Annotated in this window: 18 protein-coding genes, 1 tRNA gene and 1 pseudogene; 6 read left to right on the top strand and 14 right to left on the bottom strand. The window is 62.5% G+C overall.

All coding sequences use genetic code 11. The annotated features are described in order from the left end of the window. Positions 1–13: 13 nt before the first annotated feature. The 8 genes from JVX98_RS18620 to JVX98_RS18655 form a co-directional block, all read right to left on the bottom strand. Positions 14–1,144: an AI-2E family transporter gene (locus JVX98_RS18620; protein ID WP_371826569.1), complete on the bottom strand. Its 1,131-nt coding sequence runs from the start codon at positions 1,142–1,144 to the stop codon at positions 14–16. A 137-nt stretch (positions 1,145–1,281) separates the two neighbouring features. Further along, positions 1,282–1,452, bottom strand: coding sequence for a hypothetical protein (locus JVX98_RS18625; RefSeq protein WP_090425577.1), 171 nt, complete (start codon positions 1,450–1,452; stop codon positions 1,282–1,284). A 177-nt stretch (positions 1,453–1,629) separates the two neighbouring features. Then, positions 1,630–1,977: a RidA family protein gene (locus tag JVX98_RS18630; protein WP_025426006.1), complete on the bottom strand. Its 348-nt coding sequence runs from the start codon at positions 1,975–1,977 to the stop codon at positions 1,630–1,632. Between the two features lie 173 nt (positions 1,978–2,150). After that, on the bottom strand, positions 2,151–2,981 hold the full coding sequence (locus JVX98_RS18635) for an ABC transporter ATP-binding protein (RefSeq protein ID WP_043618254.1): 831 nt from the start codon (positions 2,979–2,981) through the stop codon (positions 2,151–2,153). Beyond that, positions 2,978–3,820 (bottom strand): ABC transporter ATP-binding protein, encoded by an 843-nt coding sequence (locus JVX98_RS18640; protein ID WP_192447763.1) that lies wholly within the window; start codon positions 3,818–3,820, stop codon positions 2,978–2,980. The genes JVX98_RS18635 and JVX98_RS18640 overlap by 4 nt, the downstream gene beginning before the upstream one ends. Before the next feature lie 2 nt (positions 3,821–3,822). Continuing rightward, entirely contained in the window at positions 3,823–4,731 is a 909-nt protein-coding gene (locus JVX98_RS18645) for an ABC transporter permease subunit (RefSeq protein ID WP_034800846.1), read from the bottom strand. A 10-nt stretch (positions 4,732–4,741) separates the two neighbouring features. Then, a complete protein-coding gene (locus JVX98_RS18650) occupies positions 4,742–5,746 on the bottom strand; it encodes an ABC transporter permease subunit (RefSeq protein WP_034800844.1) in 1,005 nt (334 codons plus the stop codon). 204 nt (positions 5,747–5,950) lie between these two features. Continuing rightward, complete coding sequence (locus JVX98_RS18655; RefSeq protein WP_034800843.1) at positions 5,951–7,546, bottom strand: ABC transporter substrate-binding protein; 1,596 nt, start codon at positions 7,544–7,546, stop codon at positions 5,951–5,953. Between the two features lie 647 nt (positions 7,547–8,193). Between JVX98_RS18655 and JVX98_RS18660 the strand changes: the two genes are divergently transcribed. Both JVX98_RS18660 and JVX98_RS18665 read left to right on the top strand, forming a co-directional pair. Further along, the gene (locus JVX98_RS18660; RefSeq protein ID WP_205237058.1) at positions 8,194–8,907 is read left to right on the top strand and encodes a helix-turn-helix transcriptional regulator; all 714 of its coding nucleotides are present in this window, start codon (positions 8,194–8,196) and stop codon (positions 8,905–8,907) included. A 10-nt stretch (positions 8,908–8,917) separates the two neighbouring features. Continuing rightward, entirely contained in the window at positions 8,918–9,373 is a 456-nt protein-coding gene (locus tag JVX98_RS18665; RefSeq protein WP_205237059.1) for a response regulator, read from the top strand. Positions 9,374–9,436: 63 nt separating this feature from the next. On the opposite strand, the gene rirA is transcribed toward JVX98_RS18665, so the two are convergent. Then, a complete protein-coding gene (gene rirA, locus JVX98_RS18670) occupies positions 9,437–9,901 on the bottom strand; it encodes an iron-responsive transcriptional regulator RirA (RefSeq protein WP_034801384.1) in 465 nt (154 codons plus the stop codon). Positions 9,902–10,114: 213 nt separating this feature from the next. Here rirA and JVX98_RS18675 point away from each other — a divergent pair, with 213 nt between their 5' ends. Continuing rightward, positions 10,115–11,134 (top strand): Fe(3+) ABC transporter substrate-binding protein, encoded by a 1,020-nt coding sequence (locus JVX98_RS18675; protein ID WP_371826570.1) that lies wholly within the window; start codon positions 10,115–10,117, stop codon positions 11,132–11,134. Positions 11,135–11,220: 86 nt separating this feature from the next. Here the strand turns inward: JVX98_RS18675 and JVX98_RS18680 are convergent. Both JVX98_RS18680 and JVX98_RS18685 read right to left on the bottom strand, forming a co-directional pair. After that, a pseudogene (locus JVX98_RS18680) lies at positions 11,221–12,023 on the bottom strand (M48 family metallopeptidase); the annotation flags it as partial. A gap of 169 nt (positions 12,024–12,192) precedes the next feature. Further along, positions 12,193–13,689: a CoA-acylating methylmalonate-semialdehyde dehydrogenase gene (locus tag JVX98_RS18685; RefSeq protein ID WP_034800841.1), complete on the bottom strand. Its 1,497-nt coding sequence runs from the start codon at positions 13,687–13,689 to the stop codon at positions 12,193–12,195. Positions 13,690–13,817: 128 nt separating this feature from the next. Here JVX98_RS18685 and JVX98_RS18690 point away from each other — a divergent pair, with 128 nt between their 5' ends. After that, a complete protein-coding gene (locus tag JVX98_RS18690) occupies positions 13,818–14,699 on the top strand; it encodes a LysR family transcriptional regulator (RefSeq protein WP_205237061.1) in 882 nt (293 codons plus the stop codon). Between the two features lie 54 nt (positions 14,700–14,753). Here JVX98_RS18690 and JVX98_RS18695 read toward each other — a convergent pair whose 3' ends face one another. Continuing rightward, positions 14,754–16,517 carry an adenylate/guanylate cyclase domain-containing protein gene (locus JVX98_RS18695; RefSeq protein WP_205237062.1) on the bottom strand — a complete coding sequence of 588 codons (1,764 nt, stop codon included), beginning with the start codon at positions 16,515–16,517 and terminating at the stop codon, positions 14,754–14,756. A 247-nt stretch (positions 16,518–16,764) separates the two neighbouring features. On the opposite strand from JVX98_RS18695, the gene JVX98_RS18700 reads away from it, so the two are divergent. Beyond that, complete coding sequence (locus JVX98_RS18700) at positions 16,765–16,965, top strand: hypothetical protein (RefSeq protein ID WP_192447772.1); 201 nt, start codon at positions 16,765–16,767, stop codon at positions 16,963–16,965. 49 nt (positions 16,966–17,014) lie between these two features. Here JVX98_RS18700 and JVX98_RS18705 read toward each other — a convergent pair. Next, positions 17,015–17,091, bottom strand: a tRNA-His gene (locus JVX98_RS18705). A 188-nt stretch (positions 17,092–17,279) separates the two neighbouring features. Next, positions 17,280–17,729: a phasin gene (locus JVX98_RS18710; RefSeq protein WP_205237063.1), complete on the bottom strand. Its 450-nt coding sequence runs from the start codon at positions 17,727–17,729 to the stop codon at positions 17,280–17,282. Positions 17,730–17,959: 230 nt separating this feature from the next. On the opposite strand from JVX98_RS18710, the gene JVX98_RS18715 reads away from it, so the two are divergent. Beyond that, entirely contained in the window at positions 17,960–21,700 is a 3,741-nt protein-coding gene (locus tag JVX98_RS18715) for an ATP-binding protein (RefSeq protein WP_205237064.1), read from the top strand. Positions 21,701–21,767 lie beyond the last annotated feature (67 nt).

Genomic DNA, 21,767 nt, shown 5'->3' on the forward strand with positions numbered 1-21,767 from the left:
GGCAACATTTCCGTTATCCAGGGAGCTGCCGTTCCGGCGGCTGGTCGGTGATTTCCTCGACAATGGCGAGAACGATGAGAGAGAGCGGCAGTGCCAGCATGGCGCCGACCGCTCCCCACATCCAGGTCCAGAACACGATCGCCAAAAAGATCAGGAACGGGTTCACCTCGAGTTCGTTGCCGAGGATCGCCGGAATGGCAAGGTTTTCCATCGCAAGGTGGACCACAAAGAAGGCTATGGCCGGCGCCAATGCCAGCCACAGCACCTCGTGCGTCATCAGCCCCGCCACCAGCAGGCTCAGCGTCATCGCGGTCACGCCGAGATAGGGAATGAAGCTGGAGACGAAAGCGAACAGACCCCACAGCGGCGCCATGCCCAGGCCGCCGACAAACGCGATCACCGTCGTCACCAAGCCGAGCGAGAGATAGATCACGCTGGCGATCGAGAAGTATCGCGCCAACGCATCCTCGATGCCGTTCATGATGCGAATGGCGCTAAGCCGCCGCTCACGGCTGGCAAAGGCAAGGATGACGGCCTTGCGCAGTTGCAGCCGCCCGAGCAGGAACAGGCCGAGTGCCGCGAGGAAAATGAGGGTCTGCACCAAGGCGGGCGTCAGCCCGGCTGCGGTGGCGGCAAGCATCGGTCCGGCATTCTTCATGACGGTGTCAGCAATCGCATCGTTACCGATGCTGCGCGCGACGGCCAGCCGAAGCCACTCGAACCGATCGATGAACGGCATCACCCGCGCCACCACGCTCTCGGCGAGCTTCGGCGCCTCGGAGGCGAGCGCCGTCAACGGGCCGAGAAGCGCATTGACGAGCCATGACAGGCCGGTGACGAAGATGCTCGCCAACAGCAGCCCCCCGAAGATCGGCGGCAGACCGTAACGCGCCAGCCCGTCGGCGGTCCGGCCGAGCACCACTCCGACGACGATCGCCAGCGTGATTGGCAGCAGGATCGTTTCCATGGCGTAGATGCCCGCACATGCGGCAATGGCGAAAAGGCCGATGGTGCTCCAGGCGACCATCAGGTCGATGCCGTCGCGCCGCGGAGCGGTCGATGGCGCCGCCGTCGCGACTGCAGCCTCTTCCTCGACGATCCGCCGCGCGCGCTTGCGCTGCTGGGCGGCACCCGCCCCCCGCAGCGTAGTCGCGATCATTCCGCGCCGTCCCTCGGCCAGGGCGGCGCGCGGGTCGTTCGCGTTTCCTGTCAACAGATCGGGCCGCCCTGTCTTTTGCTCGGGCCCTGATTGCGGCACATCGCGTGATTGATCTTGCACGGTCAATGGTGTTCCGGCGGGAAGACATGCAGGGTCAGCGACAACAGGCCGAGCCCCAGGATGATGACGAGCAAGGTATGGGCGACACCTGCGGCGGTGTAGGGAACGAGCCCGAAACCGATCATGACACCCGCCAGGAGAAGGACACAGACACGGGGCAGCCAGTAGAGCATTGACAGTCCTCCCAATGGTGGCGGCCGGTTTTGGCCTGCTTCTTCGGATCTGACACTTAACGTGCCGGCGCGCCGTTTGGTTCCGCGCGAGGGAGCTGGAATGGGAACGAAAAACGCCGCCGGATGGCAATCCGGCGGCGCAGGAATAAGAAGACGGAAAATTCCCGTAGTGCAGCCTTAGGCGGCAGCGGCGACGACGATGACTTCGACGAGGTATTCCGGGGTCGCGAGCTTGGCTTCGCCGGTGGCGCGAGCCGGGGTGTTGCCCTGCGGTGCCCAGGCGTCCCAGACCGAGTTCATCTTCGGGAAGTCTGCCATGTCGGCGAGCCAGATGGTGGCCGAAAGGATGCGGGTCTTGTCGGTGCCGGCGAGCGCCAGAAGACGGTCGACCTCGGCAAGCGCCTGCTTCGTCTGCGTCACGACATCGTCACCGGCGTTGCCGACCTGGCCAGCGAGGTAGACGGTGTTGTTGTAGACGACGGCCTGGCTCATACGGGGGCCGGTTTCGAAACGCTTGATTTCCATGGACGTGTTCCTGAGGTTGGGCCGGACGATCTGTCCGGCCGAAAAGCGGCTGCCCGCCGCCGAAAGGCGAGAGTTGAAGGCGGCGCGACACCTCTACACCATCATGCCCTCAAGTCAAAGAAGCCGGGAACGATGTCCCGGCTTCCTGTTTCATTGACGCTAGATCGACGAGATCAAGCCGCCTGCTTCTTCTTGGCGAGACGCGCCTTGATGCTCTCGACATCCGCACGCGGCGTCGCTGCAAACAGCGTCTTGGTGTAGCTGTGCTTCGGATCGGCAAAGACCTCGTCGCGGCTGCCGTATTCGACCGCTTCGCCGAAATACATCACCATGACATCGTCAGCGATGTAGCGCACGACCGACAGGTCGTGGCTGATGAAGACGTAGGTGAGCTTCAGTTCGTCCTGAAGGTCGGCGAGCAGGTTCAGCACCTGTGCCTGAACCGACAGGTCGAGCGCCGAGACCGGCTCGTCGAGCACCAGCAGCTTCGGGTTCAGCATCAACGCACGTGCAATGGCGATACGCTGGCGCTGGCCGCCCGAAAACATGTGCGGATAGCGGTTGAAGTGCAGCTCGGTGAGGCCGACCTTTTTCAGCATCGTCATCGCCCGGTCGCGACGTTCGTCGGCCGGCGTGTCGGTGTTGATGACCAGCGGTTCCATCAGGATGTCGCCGATCTTCTGGCGCGGGTTGAGCGAGCCATAGGGGTTCTGGAAGACGATCTGCACCTTGCGGCGCATCTCCGGCGTCATGTCGCCCTTGGAGATATCGATCTTCTTGCCCTCGATCAGAAGGTCGCCCGAGGTTGCCGGATCGATCAGGGTGAGGATGCGGCCGAGCGTAGACTTGCCGCAGCCGCTTTCGCCGACGATCGCCAGCGTCTTGCCCTCTTCGACGGAAAAGCTCACGCCTTTCAGCGCGTGAACCGTCTTCGCCTTTTTGATGAGGCCGCCGGGGATATGGTAGTCGCGCACCAGATTGCGCGCTTCGAGGATCACGCTCATTGGGCCGCTCCTTCGTCGACGAAGAGTTCGGAAATCGTCGGCAGACGATCGCCGGTCGCGTTGTCAGGCAGAGCCGCCAAAAGTGCGCGCGTGTAGTTGCTCTTCGGGTTTTCGAAGAGCGTCAGCACGTCGGCCTCTTCCATCTTGCGGCCCTTGTACTGCACGACCACCCGGTCGGCGGTCTCGGCGACCACGCCCATGTTGTGCGTGATCATGATCAGGCCCATCTTGTGCTCGGCCTGAAGCTTCATCAGCAAATCGAGGATCTGCTTCTGGATCGTCACGTCGAGCGCGGTGGTCGGCTCGTCGGCAATCAGCAGCTTCGGATTGCAGGCGATCGCGATCGCGATCATCACGCGCTGGCACTGGCCGCCCGACATCTGGTGCGGATAGTGGCTGAGCCGCTCGGCCGGATCGGGAATACCGACCGCCTCGAACAGTTCGATCGCCCGCTTGCGCCGACCGGCCTTGTCGAGACCCATGTGGATGCGCAGCACTTCCTCGATCTGGAAGCCGACGGTGAAGCACGGGTTGAGGCTGGCGATCGGCTCCTGGAAGATCATGGCAATGTCCTTGCCGACGATCTTGCGCTTTTCGCTGGCCGACATGCCCAAGAGGTCGCGACCGTTGAAGGTGAGCTTGTCTGCCGTCACCTTCGCCGTCCAGGGCAGAAGCCCCATGGCGGCCAGCATCGACACGGACTTGCCCGAGCCGCTCTCGCCGACGATCGCAAGCACTTCGCCTTCATGGACCTTCATCGATACGCCGTTGACGGCGCGGAAGGGACCGGAGGCCGTCTGGAATTCGACGACCAGGTTTTCGATTTCAAGAAGCGCCATGATCAGGACCTCTTCAGCTTGGGATCGAGCGCATCGCGCAGGCCGTCACCCATCAGGTTGATCGCAAGCACGGTGATCAGGATCGCGATACCCGGAAGGGTCACCACCCACCAGTGGCTGCTGATGAACTCGCGGGCTTCGGCGAGCATCGTGCCCCATTCCGGTGTCGGAGGCTGTGCGCCCATGCCGAGGAAGCCGAGGGCCGCAGCGTCAAGGATCGCGCTCGAGAAGGAGAGCGTCGCCTGGACGATCAGCGGCGCCATGCAGTTCGGCAGGATCGTCTTGAACATCAGACGGCCATGACCGGCGCCGGCCACCTTGGCGGCGACGACATAGTCACGGGTCTTTTCGCTCATGACGGCAGCACGCGTCAGGCGCACGAAGTGCGGCTGGAAGACGAGCGCGATGGCGATCATGGCGTTGACCAGGCCCGGGCCGAGGACGGCGACCAGCACGAGGGCGAGCAGCAGCGACGGGAAAGCGAGGATGATGTCCATCACGCGCATGATGACGGTATCGACCCAGCCACGGAAGTAGCCGGCGATGACGCCAAGTGCGATGCCGCCGACGAGCGACAGGGTCGTGACGATGACACCGACGAACAGCGAGAAGCGCGTGCCGTAGATCAGGCGGGACAGCATGTCGCGGCCGACGGCATCGGTGCCGAGCAGGAATCCGGCGCGGCCGCCTTCCTGCCAGACCGGCGGAACCAGCACCGCGTCGCGGTACTGTGCCACCGGATCATGCGGTGCGACCCACGGTGCGAAGACCGCGAGCAGAACGAGGAACACGAAGAACACGAGACCGATCACGGCGCCACGGTTCTCGGAGAAGTAATACCAGAATTCGGCCAAACGCGCCCGGCGGGACGGATCGGTCGAAACGGTGCTTGTTGCAGCAGCTTGAGACATGACGCCCTCCTTAGTGCCGGATGCGCGGATTGATGAGACCGTAGAGCAGGTCGACGATGAGGTTGACCAGCATGATCACCGCGGCGATGACGAGCAGGCCGCCTTGGATGACGGCGTAGTCGCGACGCGACACCGAATCCACCATCCACTTGCCGATGCCCGGCCAGGAGAAGATCGTTTCGGTCAGGATCGCGCCGGCGAGCATGACGCCCACCTGCAGGCCGATGGTGGTGACCACCGGGATCATCGCATTGCGCAGCGCATGGACGCCGACGACCCGGAAGGTCGAAAGGCCCTTGGCACGTGCCGTGCGCACGTAGTCTTCGGAGAGAACTTCAAGCATCGCCGAGCGCGTCTGGCGCGCGATGACCGCAAGCGGAATAGTTCCGAGCACGATCGTCGGCAGGATCAGGTGGCTGACGGCCGACTTGAAGGCGCCGGCCTGGCCGGACAGGAGCGAGTCGATCAGCATGAAGCCGGTGACCGGCGGGAAGAAGTACATCAGCGAGATGCGGCCGGAGACCGGCGTCCACTGCAACATGCCGGAAACGAGCATGATGAGCAGCAGGCCCCACCAGAAGATCGGCATGGAGAAGCCGACGAGGGCCGTGCCCATCATCGCCTGGTCGACGGCCGAGCCGCGCTTGATCGCGGCAATCACGCCGGCCGGAATGCCGAGAATGACCGCAAACAGGATCGCGCAGAGCGAAAGCTCGACGGTTGCCGGGAACAGTTCGAAGAACTGGTCGATGACCGGCTTCTTGGTGACGATCGAGGTGCCGAAGTCACCCTGGAGAACGCCCCAGAGATAATCGAGATATTGCACCACGATCGGCCGGTCGAAGCCGAGTGCGTGTGAGATTTCCGCATGTCGCTCCGGCGACATGACGCGCTCGCCCGAAAGCAGCGCGACCGGATCGCCCGGAAGCAGGCGGATGAAGGAGAAGGCGATGATGGAGACGCCGACGAAGGTCGGTATCAGGACAGCCAATCGCCCCAAGAGAAATCGGAACATGTTAAACCCCGCGCCATGTTGCCGCGGCATTGTATCCCGCCGCTGGCACCACCGCATGCTTTCCCACTTAGCGGCCAAGCATACAGCAAGTCGAAATGCCACAGCGACCTTTTGCGCTCCAGCAGGAACTCGGGGTCGCTATAGTGGATGCAAAGAGGGGCGTTTGCCCTTGGCAAACGCCCCCTTAAGGATCAGTTAACTAAATTACTCGGTGATGTCCACGCCGTCGAAGGCAAAATCACCAAGCGGGCTCTGAACGAAGCCCTCGACGTTCTTGCGCATCGGCACGACCGAGAGCGAGTGGTCGATCGTGGCCCACGGCGCTTCGCGCTTGAAGACGACCTGCGCCTCTTCGTAGAGCTTGGTGCGCTCTGCCGGATCCGAGGTTTCCTTCGCCTTCTTCACGAGAGCGTCGAATTCCTGGTTGCACCACTGTGCACGGTTGTTGCCGCCGACAGCGTTGCAGCCGAGAAGCGTGTCGAGGAAGTTGTCCGGATCGCCGTTGTCGCCGGTCCAGCCGAGGATGACGGCACCGTCACGATCCTTCGCCTTGGACTTGTCGAGGTATTCGGCCCACTCGTAGGAGACGATCTCGACCTTGACGCCGATCTTGGCGAAGTCCGACTGCATCAGTTCAGCTGCGCGACGGGCGTTCAGCATGTACGGACGCGAAACCGGCATTGCCCAGAGCTTCATCGACAGGTCCTTGACGCCTGCGTCTTCAAGCATCTTCTTGGCGACTTCCGGCTCGTAGGTGTCGTCTTCGATCTTGTCGTTGTACGACCACATCGTCGGCGGGATCGGGTTGACGGCCGGCTGGGCAGCGCCCTGGAAGACGGCATCGACGATCGCCTGCTTGTTGATCGCCTTGTTCAGCGCCTTGCGGACTTCCGGCTTGTCGAACGGAGCCTGCGTGGTGTTGTAGGCGAGGTAGGAGACGTTGAGGCCGGCCTGTTCCATGACCTTCAGGTTCGGGTCGGCCTTCATCTTCGAAACGTCGGCAGCGTTCGGGAACGGCATCAGGTGGCATTCGCCAGCCTGGAGCTTCTGGAAGCGAACCGAAGCGTCAGAGGTGATCGCGAAGACGAGGTCGTCGATCTTCTGCTTGCCACCCCAGTAGTCCGGGTTTGCCTTGTAGCGGATGACGGCATCCTGCTGGTAGGCAACGAAAGCGAACGGACCGGTGCCGAGCGGCATCTGGTTCATCTGCTCCATCTTGCCGTCAGCCTGCAGCTTGTCGGCGTATTCCTTCGACAGGATCGAAGCAAACGGCATCGCGATGTTGGCGAGGAACGGAGCTTCCTTGCGCGTCAGGGTGAACTTGACGGTCAGGTCGTCGACCTTTTCAACCGACTTGATGACTTCCGGGAAGCCCATGCCGGCTGCGTATTCCCACGAAGCGCCAGCAATGTACTTGTTCCACGGGTTGTCAGCCTTCAGCTGGCGCTCATAGGAGAACACCACGTCGTCGGCAGTGAAGTCACGCGACGGCGTAAAGAACTCGGTGGTCTGGAACTTGACGCCCGGACGCAGCTTGAAGGTGTAGACCAGACCGTCGTCGGAGATCGTCCAGCTTTCCGCGAGGCCCGGCTCAACTTCGGTCGTGCCCTTCTTGAACTCGAGCAGGCGGTTGTAAACGGTGTGCGCAGCCGCGTCGAAGGTCGTGCCGGCGGTGTACAGGCCCGGGTCAAAACCCTCTGGCGAACCTTCCGAGCAATAGACGAACGTCTTCGACCAGGCGGAGCCGGCCATCAGCGTGGCAAGCGCCGTCGCTGCAAACAGAGTAGTGAGCTTTTTCATGAGCTTTGCTTCCCAGATTTGTTTTTGTTCTCGTGTTTTCCTGACGCGGAATGCCGTTGCCCCCCGGTCAAGGCCGGATGGAACGACATTTGGCGTCGCATTGCAATAAGTCGCCGCAGAAATTTGTCTATGCGAAAAATTCGTCCGCAGGTAGAGCCGGGATATTCGTCCACTGTTTTAGAATCGACTGACAAAACAGTGCGCTGCAGCACCGAAACTCCATGGCGTTTTGGCCGCTTTCGCAGGGCCTGCGGCCCGCCCTGCCCGCCCGTCAGCGGCGCGATGCCGACCCGCGGCAGCCGCCTGCGTTCCTCGGCGAATGCGCGATTGAGAAAGCCGTAATCATTGGCCGCACGGACATGCGATTCGGCTTCGACAGCTTTCCGTCAATCCCAAGATACTATGGTAGAAATCCCGAACGGGATTGTGCAATAAAATGTATACAAAACTCGGGGGAGACATTCGACGTGCCCAGACGTCCTTGGGAGGGACCGGCAGCTGCCTTTTACTGCTTTCAGTCGTTCGGCAGGCTTGCCGAGGGACGGGCATGACGCTGCCTGCCCGCAATACCGGCAACGCACTTTGCCGATTGATCGCTGCGGCGCGCGGGATAAACTGCCGCGCGACGATAAGGGGATAGCCAGTCCGTGGCGGCTTTGCTGGAAAATCACAGGCGATACGACCTTCGCGACGAGCTAGAGAAGGCGCTGAACCGCGTCGATTTCTTCCGCATTTTTCATACGATGGCATTGCGCTTCGGCTTCAGCCATTTCGGCGTCCTGCAGCTTGGCAACGAGAACGACGCCTGCATGCTGTCCACCCGCCTGGTGCTGCACGACCTGCCCTCCGGGCTTGCGGAAGAATACGACAAGCGCCATCGCTTCGGCGACTCCGTGTTCTACAAGACACTGCACCGCTCGGCGATCTCGTCGGTCTGGCGGGCGGACGACCCCGGCTGCGACGCTGGGCAGAACCTGCTGGTGCAGCTCGGCTTCGAACTGCTCGTCAGCGTGCCCGTGCACGCAGCCTCGACTGGTGCACGCTACGCCGTGCTCTTTCTCGGAGACGGGGAGGATATCGGCCGGGCCGAGCATGTCGCGCTCGCCTATGACGCGATCGCCGCCTTCGACTATTTCTATCGCATCGCGCTTGCCAACAAGGCCGGGATGGGACTGACGCCGCGCGAAACCGAAATCCTCAAATGGATCTCGCACGGCAAGACGGCAAGCGAGATCGCGCTCATCGTTTCGGTGTCGGAGCACACGGTGAACTCACACACCGCAACGATCCTGAAGAAACTCGACGTCGTCAATCGTACCCAGATGGTGGCGAAGGCAATCCGAGAGCAGATCATCCAGTAGCAGCCGATGCGTGGCCGCGTTTCGCACCGCCACGCCCAACGAACGGGACGCCCGCCATCAGCAAGGGTATTCGGTCATGACGCGAAAAGCACACATCCTGCTCGTTGACGACGACCCGGCAGAAAACCTGATCCTGCGCGCGCTCATCCGCAAGGTGAGCAGCATCGACATCGAGCTGCACTACTGCCAGACGATGGACGATGCGCTTGAATTCCTGCGCTCCGGCAAACCGGTGTCGATGATCCTGCTCGACAACCGCCTGCGGCCGCAGCTCGATTTCCGCGAGACGGTCCCAGCCCTCCGGCACCAGGGCTATATCGGCCCGATCGGTGTGATCTCAGCTTCGCTCGCCGATGCCTATTTTCAGAATCTGGAGGATTACGGCGCCGATTTCCGCATCGACAAGGCTGAAATCGACCCGACTGCGATCGACTTCATATTGCGGGAATATCTACCGCAGGAATAACACCCGGCGGCACGTCAGCCGCCAGGCCATGCCGCTCGATGTGCGCGGCGGTGTTCGGAGATATCAGGCAGCCGAGGTCTGCGGACGCTTGGTTTCTTCCAGGCCAAGCAGGAAGTTGATCTGAGGGCGGGCCTTGACGAGGTCGTCGATCGTGTAGCCCTGCAGCACTTCGAAGAAGGCGTTCAGCGCCTTGCGCAGCGCCGAGTTCAGGCCGCAGCTGTCGACGAGCGGGCATTCGATCTCACCCGCTTCGAAGCATTCCGCCATCGCGAAACTGTCTTCCGTCACCTTGACGACGTCGAACAGCGTGATCGCCGAGGCAGGCTTCGGCAGGCGTACGCCGCCGTTGCGGCCACGCACGGTTTCAACGAGGCCGGCCTTGGTCAGCGGCTGCAAGATCTTGAAGAGAAACAACTCGGAAACGCCATAGGCCCTGGCGATTTCGGGAATGCGGCTGAGCTTTTCCCCGTTGGCGGCGCAGTACATCAACATGCGAACCGCGTAGTTCGTTTGCTTCGTCAGACGCATCATTCACTCCGGCATCGAGAGGTTCACGAACTCATCATATAGGACGGATCGTAGTTTGGAACAATTCCAAAAAGCCAGAAAAGTCACTTCTTGTTGAGCGTTTACGGTTTCCTGATTGACTGATTGCGGCGCCCCGGTCAGAAAGATGAGGAATTTTGTTAACTTAGCTCAAACGAGAAAATGGAGGAAGCGATGTCCGTTTCAAGAGCATCGATGGGCGTCCTGTCCCTGACGGCAACCCTGCTGGCAACGAGCGCCGCCTGGGCCGATGGTGAAGTCAATATCTACTCGTACCGGCAGCCCGACCTGATCAAGCCGCTGCTCGACGCCTTCACCAAGGAAACCGGCATCACCACCAATGTGCTCTTCCTCGACAAGGGTCTCGTCGAGCGCATCCAGGCCGAAGGCGCCAACTCGCCGGCCGACGTGATCCTGACCGTCGACATCAGCCGCCTGACCGAGGCGAAGGATGCGGGCGTCACCCAGCCTGTTGCCAACGAGACGATCAACAAGGACATCCCGGCGCATTTCCGCGATCCTGAGGGCAACTGGTTCGGCCTCACCACCCGCGGCCGCGTCGTCTATGCTTCCAAGGAGCGCGTCGCGCAGGACGACATCACCTATGAAGAGCTTGCCGACCCCAAGTGGAAGGGCAAGATCTGCACCCGCGACGGCCAGCACTCCTACAACATCGGCCTCTTCGCCTCGATGATCGCCCACCATGGCGAAGCCGAGACCGAGAAGTGGCTGACCGGCCTGAAGAACAACCTCGCCAAGAAGCCTGACGGCGGCGACCGCGACCAGGCCAAGGCGATTCTCGCCGGCGAATGCGACCTGGCACTCGGCAACACCTACTATGTCGGTCTGATGATGACCAACGAAAAGGAGCCGGAACAGAAGGATTGGGCAGCGGCCATCAAGGTGCTCTTCCCGAACGCCAAGGACCGCGGCACGCACGTCAACATTTCGGGCATGGCGCTCGCCAAGAACGCCCCGAACAAGGACAACGCGCTGAAGCTGATGGAATTCCTGTCGGAAGGCGAAGCCCAGAAGATCTACGCCGAGCAGGTGTTCGAATATCCGGTTCTGCCGGGCGCCGAGCCGTCTGACGTCGTCAAGTCCTTCGGCACGATCAAGCCGGACGACCTGCCGCTTGCCGACATCGCGGCGAACCGCAAGAAGGCTTCCGAACTGGTCGACAAGGTCGGCTACAACGACGGTCCGCAGGACTGATCACAGACAAGTCGCAAGACAGAAACAGCGGGCCATCGGCCCGCTGTTTTCGTTTCGGGAATAGCGAGACGACACGTCCAGCAGGCTCACTGCGCCTTGGCGCGCAACTCCGCCGCATAGTCGAGGATCGCCTTGCGCCGCTCCGGCGTCCCTGGATGCGTCGACAGGATGCTGGTTTCGCCATGATCGTCGAGCTTTTCCTCGATCAGATCGAAAAAGCGGGCAATCGCCACCGGATCCCTGCCCGCCTTCTGCATCAGCTCCACCGAATGGCTGTCGGCCGCACTTTCCGCCCCGCGCGAATAGGAAAGCGAAAGAAGGCCGGCGCCCTGCACCAGCAAATCTTCAGTTCCAAACCCGATATCGCCGCCGATCATCATGATGAGGCCGGCAACCCCGGCGGCGCGATAGATCTGGCGCAGACTGTGTTCCAGTTCGACGTGGCCGATCTCATGCGCCAGAACCCCGACAGTCACTTCCGTATCGTCGCCGGCAAGCTCGATGAGTTCGTCGGTGACCACCAGCGTGCCGTCCGGGAGCGCAAAGGCGTTCGGTGCTTAGCTTGGTCTTGTCGAATACAGTTCGGTCCATCGCCTCGATGGTTACTCGCTGACATGATCTTCGGCACGACTGGCGGCGTCACCAGCACCGCGATCTCGACGAGCGCCGGCACCGCGTAACGGTAGACTGCCCACCCGGAAAGTATCGTGGCAGCGACGACGGCAATCAGCTGAGGACGAAAGCGTTCGAGGTGATGAATGAAGCCATGGCCAACCTCGCGTGTCGGCGCTGCTTGAAACGACGTCGCTTCAGCCACGACCATGATGGTCCCCTCCGTCCCATCCGTTGTGCATCGGACACGCCGCAAAAGCGCTCCAACAGCACAGGATCAAACAGAATTCGCCTGGTGCGCCCCCGCCCGCCAGGCTGCCGTTGAAGCAGCGGTCCGTTCACGGCCCTTGCCCACGGTTCGCAAATTAGTTGTGTCGTATCGCCGAATGCAACAAAAAAGGGCCTCCCGAAGGAGGCCCCGAGGCGGGAGGATCTTTATCCCGTTGTTACTTCATCGTCGGCATGACGAACTCGGCACCGTCCTTGATGCCCGAGGGCCAACGCTCGGTGATGGTCTTGGTGCGGGTCCAGAACTTGATCGAGTCCGGGCCGTGCTGGTTGAGGTCGCCGAAGGACGAGGACTTCCAGCCGCCGAACGAGTGGTAGGCGAGCGGAACCGGGATCGGAACGTTGACGCCGACCATGCCGATGTTGATGCGCGAGGCGAAATCGCGGGCCGCATCACCATCGCGGGTGTAGATCGCGACGCCGTTGCCGTATTCGTGCTTCATCGGCAGATCGAGGGCTTCCTCGTAGGTCTTGGCGCGGACGACCGAGAGAACCGGGCCGAAGATTTCGGTCTTGTAGATGTCCATGTCCGGGGTGACGTTGTCGAACAGGCAGCCGCCGATGAAGTGGCCTTGCTCGTAGCCCTGGAGCTTGAAGTCGCGGCCGTCGACCACGAGCTTGGCGCCCTGCTCGACACCGCTGTCGATCAGGCTGCGGATACGCTGTTCGGCTTCCTTGGTGACGACAGGGCCCATATCGGCCTTCTCGTCGGTGTAGGGGCCGATGCGCAGGCTTTCGACCATCGGCGTCAGCTTGCTGATCAGGCGGTTGGCGGTTTCCTCACCGACCGGAACGGCAACCGAGATCGCCATGCAGCGCTCGCCGGCCGAGCCGTAGCCGGCGCCCATCAGGGCGTTCGCGGCCTGGTCGAGATCGGCATCCGGCATGATGATCATGTGGTTCTTTGCGCCGCCGAAGCACTGGGCGCGCTTGCCGTTCATGGCCGCCGTGCCATAGACGTAGCGGGCGATCGGGGTCGAGCCGACGAAGGAGACGGCGGCGATATCAGGATGCGTCAGGATCGCGTCGACCGCACCCTTGTCGCCGTTGACGACGTTGAGGATGCCTGCCGGCAGACCGGCCTCGATCATCAGTTCGGCAAGGCGGATCGGAACGGACGGATCACGCTCGGACGGCTTCAGGATGAAGGCGTTGCCGCAGGCGATGGCCGGGGCGAACATCCACATCGGGATCATGGCCGGAAAGTTGAACGGGGTGATGCCGGCGCCGATGCCGACGGCCTGGCGGATCGAGTACATGTCGATGCCGGGGCCGGCGCCTTCGGTGAACTCGCTCTTCTGCAGATGCGGAATGCCGATGACGAATTCGCAGACTTCGAGACCGCGAATGAGGTCACCCTTGGCGTCTTCGATCGTCTTGCCGTGCTCGCGCGACAGGATCTCGGCGAGCTCGTTCATGTTGGCGTTCAGAAGTTCGACGAACTTCATGAAGACGCGGGCGCGGCGCTGCGGGTTGGTGGCCGCCCACTTCGGCTGTGCTGCCTTGGCGCTTTCGACGGCTGCCGAAAGTTCCGCGTCGCTTGCGAGCGCCACGGTGCCCTGCACTTCGCCGGTTGCCGGGTTGAAGATGTTGCTGACGCGACCGCTCTTACCGGCAACGCGCTTGCCATCAATGAAATGACCGAGTTCGTACATGAATGGTTTCCTCCAGATCTTGATTGTGGCGGCATGATCGCACTACGATTTCAACAAATCAATTTCCGATATTCAGCAACCGTTGTGCAAAAACTAAAGCCCAACGACCGCAACCGGGGCTCAACACCATGAACTGGGACGATGTCAGAATGTTTTTGGCCGTGGCGCGGACCGGACAGATCCTGGCCGCATCCAAGCGGTTGGGCGTCAACCATGCCACGCTCAGCCGGAGGGTGACTGCGCTGGAAGAGGCGATGAAAACGCGGCTCCTGGTGCGCCGGCCGAACGGCTGCGAGCTGACCGCCGAGGGTGAAATCTTCCTCAGTGCTGCCGAGCGGATGGAGACAGAGATGCTGGCAGCGCAGTCGCAGATCGGCCGGATCGATACGGCGATCGCCGGCACGGTGCGGATCGGCGCGCCCGACGGCTTCGGCGTCTCTTTCCTCGCCCCTCGGCTCGGCCGGCTGACGGCGCGCTATCCGGAACTGAAGCTGCAGCTGGTGCCGGTGCCTCGGTCCTTCTCGCTGTCGCAGCGCGAGGCCGATATCGCGATCACCATCGAGCGGCCGGAACAGGGCCGGCTCGTGTCTTCGAAACTCACCGACTATACGCTCGGCCTCTACGCCTCGGCCGACTACCTCGAAAGACACGGTACGCCGCAGACGATCGACGACCTGAGGGGACACCGCCGCATCGGCTACGTCGAGGACCTGATCTTCACGCCGTCGCTGAATTTTTCCGCTGAGATCATGCGCAGCTGGGACGCGTCCTTCGAGATCTCCAGCGCCACCGGCCAGACGGAGGCGGTGCGCTCCAGCGCCGGTATCGGCATTCTGCACAACTACATTGCCCGCCATGCGCCGGAGCTGAAACGCATCCTGCCGGAAACGACCATCCGCCGCGCCTACTGGACCACCTATCATGAGAGCGCCCGCGATCTCGTACGCGTGCGCACCGTCGTCGCCTTCCTGCAGGAACTGGTGACCGCGGAGCACCAGATCTTCGTCTGAGACATCAGGCGCCCAGGCACGCTCCTCACGGGCGAACCCGGGCGAGACAGATATTTAAAGGGAAATCCCGGCTTCGCGCAGACCGTCGATCAGCCGCGGAATGACGGCCGGATCCTGGTAGGGCATCGCCCGCTTGAAGTGGTCGATGGAAAAATCCGGATTGACCTCAAAGACTTCGTGCCAGTAGCGCCGCGCTTCCTCATGGCGTCCGGTACGACCGTAGAGGCAGGCGAGATAGAAGCGCGTCATGTCCGAACGCGGCGCCAAGGCCAGGCGCCGCTTGAAGGCGATCTCGGCTTCATCGAAGCGGCCGAGATTGAGCAAGGTCCGGCCAAGGAAATGCAGCGCCAGGTCGAACTGCGGATCGAGCCGGTGGGCGCGGGTGTAGAAGGGCAAGGCCTCCTCGAACTGGCCGAGAAAATCCCTGATCGTGCCAAGCTGAGTGTGGCCGCCGGCGGAGTTCGGGTCGAGTTCGATCGTGCGCTGGGCAGCCCGCTCGGCCTCGTCGAAGCGGCGCTTCCAGCAGAGCGCTATAGCGAGCGCGTGGTGGCCGTGAGGTTCATGCTCGTCGGTCTCGACGGCTTTCTGCGCAAGCTTGAGAGCGCGTTCGATATTGTCGACGGTACCACCGTTCCACCGATTGATGTAGTCCGTCATCGCGATGATCGCGAGCGACGCGTAGGCTGCGGCAAGCTCCGGGTCGATGACGATCGCCCGTTCGAGCATGCTGCGCGCTTCCGCAGATGACACCGCGTCGAACCGCAGGATCGCCTGGCGCGATCGCACGAGCAGATCGTAGGCCTCCGGATCGACCTTGCCGCGCCCCTCGCGCCGCTCCGTCTCGCCAGCCGTCAGCTTCACCTTGAGCGCCGTCACGATGGTGCGCGTCACCTCGTCCTGGACTTCAAAGATATCCTCAATGCCGCGATCGTAGCGCTCGGCCCAGAGATGGCCCCCGGTGGTGCCGTCGATCATCTGGGCGTTGATGCGAATGCGGTTGGCGGCGCGGCGCACGCTGCCTTCGAGCACGTAGCGAACGCCGAGATCGCGGCTGACCTGACGGATATCCGCCGACTTGCCCTTGTAGGCGAAGGAGGAATTGCGGGCGATGACGAAGAGACCGGAGACCTTGGAGAGATCGGTGATGATGTCCTCGGTAATGCCGTCGGCGAAATAGCCCTGCTCCGGATCGCCGGACATGTTGTCGAAGGGCAGCACGGCGATCGACGGCCGGCTCGGAAGTTGCGGCGGGGCCTCGGCGGCGACCCTAATCGGCGCGTCGGCATATTCGTCCGGCGACCAGCTCCAGATATGCACCGGCCGCTCGATATTCTTGACCTCGTGGTGGCCGTTGTCGACGAAATCAAGCTCAATGCGGCCGTGCACATATTCGTGCACTCCATCGGAAATCGCCACGCCGCCGGGCCTGGCGAGCGCTTCGATCCGGGCGGCGACATTGACGCCGTCGCCGTAGAGATCGCTGTCGGCGACCATGATGTCGCCCATGTTGATGCCGACGCGCAGCACGATCTGCTGATCATGAGGCACGTCCGCATTGGCTAAGAACATCGCCCGCTGCAAGGCGGCGGCGCATTCGACCGCGTTCACGGCGCTCGAAAACTCCACGAGCACGCCATCGCCCGTCCGCTTGAACACCCGGCCCTGGTGGGTTTCGACGAGCGGTTCCAGCACTTGGCTCCACCGCGCCATCAATTGTGTGTAGGTGGTCTTCTCGTCTCGCTCCATCAGCCGGCTGTAGCCGACGACATCGGCAGCCAGGATGGCGGCAAGCCGCCGTGTGATGGATTCTTTGGCCATGGATTGCGACGCCTTACTGGGAATCCTCTTGGCTAAATTTTACCGGCGGATGGGTCCCGTGTCTATTCGAACCGGATCCGCCCAGCGCCCAAATACTAGCCCGAATTGGGTATCGCGACGACAGGAACCCGGCGCGCTGGTCCGACGTTGCTTTCACAGGGAAGAGAGCTGCTTGCTCAAGGCGATGGCTCCCACACGCCGGTCGCAGTCGGCACGCGCTCCCGCTTCGACAAAGGAGTATGGAAGGATGCTTGTGTCCATTCCGGGCCGGCCGATCCTGCCGGGTGAACTCACCAAGATCGACGATGTCTTCAAGGAAGCGCTGCGCGAGCGAGAACTTTCGCGCCAGTCGGCAGAGGCAACGGCGCTCGCTGCCCGGCTCATCGAACTTTATCAGAACGGCGTCCAAGATATCGTGGCGCTAAGAGCCCTGGCCAAGCTGTTCTGACCAAGCAAGGCGCCCTGCAAGTCTCTACACCGGTGGAATAGGGAAGAAATGGTACGGTTGGTGGGAATCGAACCTACGACCTCAGGTGCCACAAACCTGCGCTCTAACCAACTGAGCTACAACCGCACATAAAGCGACATCAGTCGCTTGGCGGCTCACATACGGAGACTTCCGTCGCTTTGCAAGCCTTAACTTGAGATTATCCTGGAAAAAATCCGGATGGCAAGCCATCCGGATTCTTGGATTTCGGCGCAGTGGCAGAATTGGGCGACAGCAATCTGTCGCCGTTGTTCAGCCGGCGCGGTAGGCTGAGTTCAGACGTTCTTGAAGGACGACATCGCCTTTTCAGCGGCGTCCTTGCCCGGCTTGGTGACGTTTTCGGCAACCTTCTTGGTCGCTTCCTGCATCGACTTCGCCTGCTCGACGGCGAGCTCGGCCTGCTTGCGGACAAAGCTCGTCTGCAGTTCGACGAATTCCGAGAGCGACTTCACGCCGAGCAGCGCTTCCATGTGCGACAGCGAATTTTCAGCATTGGTGCGCAGCGCGTCGATGGCCTTGAGACCGAGTTCGACGGAGCCGGTCTGGGCGCTTTCGAGCGTTGCTTCGACGGTCTTCGTTGCCTCTTCGGCAGCGGTCTTCATCTTGGCATAGGCTTCCTTCGACTGGACGGCACCCTTTTCCGCGAAGTCGCGGAAGCTGTCGGTGAACTTCGCCGGGTCGAAAGAGGAAAGGGAAAATACGTCGTCGGTCTTCTTGGTAGCCATGAAAGCGCTCCTTGGTGTCTGGCCCTCTTCAGAGGCGCCGTTGATTGATGCGCATTATATAAACTACTTGCTTGTGCATTGCAATAAAATTGTGCAGTGCACAAAATCCGGAGAATTAACCTTTCGCGCCGAAAGCCGTGACGAAGCTCCGGCCCTCGCTGGACCCTTGCGGGCCTGCCGGGTATTAATAGAGTGTTAACCCGCAAGCGATCCGTCAATAGGCCCCCTTTATGCCCGCGAGACAGTATCCCTTCATCGATATCGCCGTGCATGCGCGGGTGCGGGAGCATTTTGCCCGCGGCGACGCGGCGATCCTGTTTTCGCGGGACTTCGCACGCATTCTCTGGGCCAACGACCAGGGCGCGGCCTTTTTCGGAGCTGGGTCGATCTATGATTTCATCGATGCAGGACCGGACCAGGGCGACCTGTCGCTGCGTCAGCTCAAGGCCGCGGGAGCGCAGCTCGTGCGCGCCGGCGACCGGCGCCAGCTTTCGATCCGCAAGTTCTCGGGCTTCCGCGGCACGCCGCTCAACGTGAGCGTGGAGATGATCCGCGTGCGCCCGGACGAGGACGCCGTACTCTTTACCGCACCGCATTCCGGCGCGCCGTTGACGCTTGAGGATCGCGCTGCACGCATGATCGCCGGCCTCGATGGGCCGGACACCCACATGGCCGTCCTCGACGGCAACGGCGGCATCATCGCGCACTCGCCGGGCTTCATCGATCTCGGCATGTCGGACGAGACGCGCAAGCAGCTCGTCGACGCCGTCGGCCGGGACCACGACTGGCTGATCAAGCGCCCGGTCGCAACGCGGAAAGGGCACCTGCCGGCCGCGGTCGGCAAGATCGCCGACGAGCCGTCGCTGCACCTGCTCTTTGCTGTCGAGACCATTCTCGGCACGCTCGATCCGGACGAAGAGACTGAGGCTGCGCAAGCCTTGCCGATCCTGCCGCCGGCCGGGGAACTGGAGCCGACCGCAGAGACACCGGTCCCCATTACAGCGATTCCGGAGGCAACGGTTCCTGAGGAGGCGGCGCCAGAGGCAGCGGACACCGTCGAACCGGCCGAAGCGCTGGATGAAAGCGCTGCACCAGCCGAAGACACTGCCCTGGCCGACGCATTCGAACAGGCGGTGCCTGTCAAAGCGGATGCCGCGCAGGACGATGGCGACCTTGAGAACGCAGACGTCGACGTCGCTGCAGACCAGGTCGTTCTGCCGGAAGAACCGGAGGCGATTGCCGCAACAGATCCGCAGGCGGTTGCGGCCGCGGATGCGGACATTACGGCGCAGGACGTGGAGCCAACGGAAGAGGAAGGCAAGCAGGCTCCTGCGGTCGCGACCGACGTGACCGCGGCCGAGACGCCGGCCGCCGATGAAATCCCGTTGACGGAAGAGGGCGCTCGCGAGGACGAGACGGTCGAGGCAGCCCAGACCGCCCCGTCCGAACAGGCCGACTTTGCGTTCGTGCCCGGCGCCCGTGCGGTGCGCTTCGTCTGGAAGATCGACGCCGAAGGCCGCTTCAGCGAGATCTCCGAGGAATTCGCCACCGCCGTCGGCCCGCGCGCCGCCGATGTGATCGGCACCACCTTTAATGAAGTGGCGGCACGCTACGGCCTCGATCCTGACCAGAAGATCGGCGCGCTGCTGCAGCGCCGCGACACCTGGTCGGGCAAGACGATTTTCTGGCCCGTGCAGGGCACGAGCCTCAAGGTTCCGGTCGACCTGGCGGCGCTGCCCACCTACTCGCGCTCTCGCGAATTCGACGGCTTCCGCGGTTTCGGCATCGTGCGCCTTGCCGATGCCGTGGAAGACGAAGACGCCAACGGCCTCACATTCGACGCCGCAACGGACATGGCGGAGGAACCGGACGCGGAAGCGACGTTGCCGGAAGACTACGCGCATCTTCCAGCTACCGGCTCCGAGATCGAGGAACGGTCCTCGGACGAGGCGCAGGTCGTCGAACAGCCCTCGTCAGAAGCGGAAGCCGAGCCTGCCGCAACGGTGCAGGATCACGACGCGAACGAAGACCAGGCCCTCTCCACCAGTGTGGATGAGGCAGAGCCGGTCCACGCGGCCGAAGTCGCCTCCGATGAACACGACGCGGCACTTGAGGATCCCTTCCAGGGAGAGCGCCCTGCCCTACAGCTGGTCGATACGACCGAGCCTCCAGCCTCCGACAAGATCGTCGAACTCGAGAAACATCGCGCCGCAACCGCACTGACGCGCGGCGAACAGGCCGCGTTCCGCGAAATTGCTCGGCAACTGGGCGAGCATTTCGGCAAGCCGACGGAAGCCGCGCCGGTCGAGGAAAGCGACGCGCCAGCCGATACGAACACCCCCTTGCCGGTGGACGCGCACGAAACCATTTCGTCCTCGACGCCAGAGGCAGAAGAGCAGCCTGGCGCGGAAGAAACCGAAGCGAAGACCGACGACGGCGTCGCCGAGGACAAACAGGCGAACGTGGAACCCCAGCCGCAAGCGGCCGATATCGGCCTAAGCGGCGAGATCCTCGACAGCCTGCCGATCGGCATGCTCGTGCATCGCGGTGAAGAACTGCTGCACGCCAATCCGGAATTCCTGCGGCTCACCGCCTATGGCGACCTCGACGACTTCGTCCAGGAAGGCGGCCTCGACGCGCTTTTTGCCAACGGCGAAGAGGCGACCGACCAGGAACCCGACGGCACGATGATGCTGATCCGCAAGGACGGCCAGATGCGTCCGGTCACCGCACGCCTGCACACGATCCGCTGGGACGGCCGGAGCGCGCTGATGCTGGCGCTGACGCCGGCGGCCGCGAACATGCCATCGAGCAAGCTCGACCAGGCCATCTCCGATGACGACGTCGATCGCCTGAAGACGGAAATCGACGAGCTGAAGTCGATCCTCGAAACCGCGACCGACGGCGTCGTCGTTCTCGGCCATGACGGCGACATCCGCTCGATGAACCGCTCGGCAAGCGCGCTCTTCAACTATGACGAGGGCGAGATCCGCGGCAAACCTTTCGCCGCGCTCTTCGCCCACGAAAGTCAGAAGGCAGTCATCGACTACCTGCACGGGCTTTCCGGCCACGGTGTCGCGAGTGTTCTGAACGACGGGCGCGAGGTGATCGGCCGGGAAGCAAACGGCGGCTTCATTCCGCTGTTCATGACTATCGGGCGGCTTTCAGCCTCAAATGGCTTTTGCGCCGTCATCCGCGACATCACGCAGTGGAAGCGCACGGAAGAGGAACTCCGCAACGCCAAGCGCGCGGCCGAAACGGCCAATGCCCACAAGACCGAGTTCCTCGCCCGCGTCAGCCACGAGATCCGCACGCCGCTCAACGCGATCATCGGCTTTTCCGACATGATGGCGAGCGAGCATTTCGGCCCTGTCGGCCACCCGCGCTACATCGAATATGCCGGCGATATCGGCCGCTCCGGTCGCCATGTGCTCGATATCGTCAACGATCTGCTCGACATCTCGAAGATCGAGGCCGGCGAAATGGAGCTCGACTTCGGCGCCGTGGAGATCAATGACGCCGTATCGGAAGCCGTGTCGCTGGTTCAGCCGCAGGCCAACAGCCAGCGCGTCATCATCCGCACCTCGCTGTCGGCGGCCGTGCCCAACGTCGTTGCCGACGGCCGGTCGATCAAGCAGATCGCGCTCAACATTCTGGCGAACGCCATCCGCTTCACGCCCTCGGGCGGCCAGATCGTGGTATCGACCTCCTACGAGGCCAATGGCAGCGTCATGCTGCGGATCCGCGACACCGGCGTCGGCATGACCCGCGGTGAACTGGACCAGGCGATGAAGCCGTTCCGACAGGTGACGACAGGCGCGCGCAAGCGCGGCGACGGCACCGGGCTCGGCCTGCCTCTGACCAAGGCGATGGCAGAGGCGAACCGCGCCCACTTCTCGATCACCTCGGCGCCGAACGAGGGAACGCTGGTGGAAATTTCCTTCCCGTCACAACGCGTCTTGGCGAACTGAGGCCGGATGCTATAAGGAAATGTTGACTTGTGGTGGCCAGTTTGGCCACCACTGGCCACGTCCTGCC

The organism is Ensifer sp. PDNC004, from assembly GCF_016919405.1.
In the GTDB taxonomy this organism is placed as follows: Bacteria; Pseudomonadota; Alphaproteobacteria; order Rhizobiales; family Rhizobiaceae; genus Ensifer.

Excerpts from the sequence above, each read along its gene's own strand:
- JVX98_RS18635 (WP_043618254.1), bottom strand. The coding sequence starts at position 2,981 with ATGAGCGTGATCCTCGAAGCGCGCAATCTGGTGCGCGACTACCATATC.
- JVX98_RS18630 (WP_025426006.1), bottom strand. The coding sequence starts at position 1,977 with ATGGAAATCAAGCGTTTCGAAACCGGCCCCCGTATGAGCCAGGCCGTC.
- JVX98_RS18690 (WP_205237061.1), top strand. The coding sequence starts at position 13,818 with ATGAACTGGGACGATGTCAGAATGTTTTTGGCCGTGGCGCGGACCGGA.
- JVX98_RS18695 (WP_205237062.1), bottom strand. The coding sequence starts at position 16,517 with ATGGCCAAAGAATCCATCACACGGCGGCTTGCCGCCATCCTGGCTGCC.
- JVX98_RS18675 (WP_371826570.1), top strand. The coding sequence starts at position 10,115 with ATGGGCGTCCTGTCCCTGACGGCAACCCTGCTGGCAACGAGCGCCGCC.
- JVX98_RS18710 (WP_205237063.1), bottom strand. The coding sequence starts at position 17,729 with ATGGCTACCAAGAAGACCGACGACGTATTTTCCCTTTCCTCTTTCGAC.
- JVX98_RS18700 (WP_192447772.1), top strand. The coding sequence starts at position 16,765 with ATGCTTGTGTCCATTCCGGGCCGGCCGATCCTGCCGGGTGAACTCACC.
- JVX98_RS18645 (WP_034800846.1), bottom strand. The coding sequence starts at position 4,731 with ATGTCTCAAGCTGCTGCAACAAGCACCGTTTCGACCGATCCGTCCCGC.
- JVX98_RS18715 (WP_205237064.1), top strand. The coding sequence starts at position 17,960 with ATGCCCGCGAGACAGTATCCCTTCATCGATATCGCCGTGCATGCGCGG.
- JVX98_RS18650 (WP_034800844.1), bottom strand. The coding sequence starts at position 5,746 with ATGTTCCGATTTCTCTTGGGGCGATTGGCTGTCCTGATACCGACCTTC.
- JVX98_RS18625 (WP_090425577.1), bottom strand. The coding sequence starts at position 1,452 with ATGCTCTACTGGCTGCCCCGTGTCTGTGTCCTTCTCCTGGCGGGTGTC.
- JVX98_RS18640 (WP_192447763.1), bottom strand. The coding sequence starts at position 3,820 with ATGGCGCTTCTTGAAATCGAAAACCTGGTCGTCGAATTCCAGACGGCC.
- JVX98_RS18655 (WP_034800843.1), bottom strand. The coding sequence starts at position 7,546 with ATGAAAAAGCTCACTACTCTGTTTGCAGCGACGGCGCTTGCCACGCTG.
- JVX98_RS18685 (WP_034800841.1), bottom strand. The coding sequence starts at position 13,689 with ATGTACGAACTCGGTCATTTCATTGATGGCAAGCGCGTTGCCGGTAAG.
- rirA (WP_034801384.1), bottom strand. The coding sequence starts at position 9,901 with ATGCGTCTGACGAAGCAAACGAACTACGCGGTTCGCATGTTGATGTAC.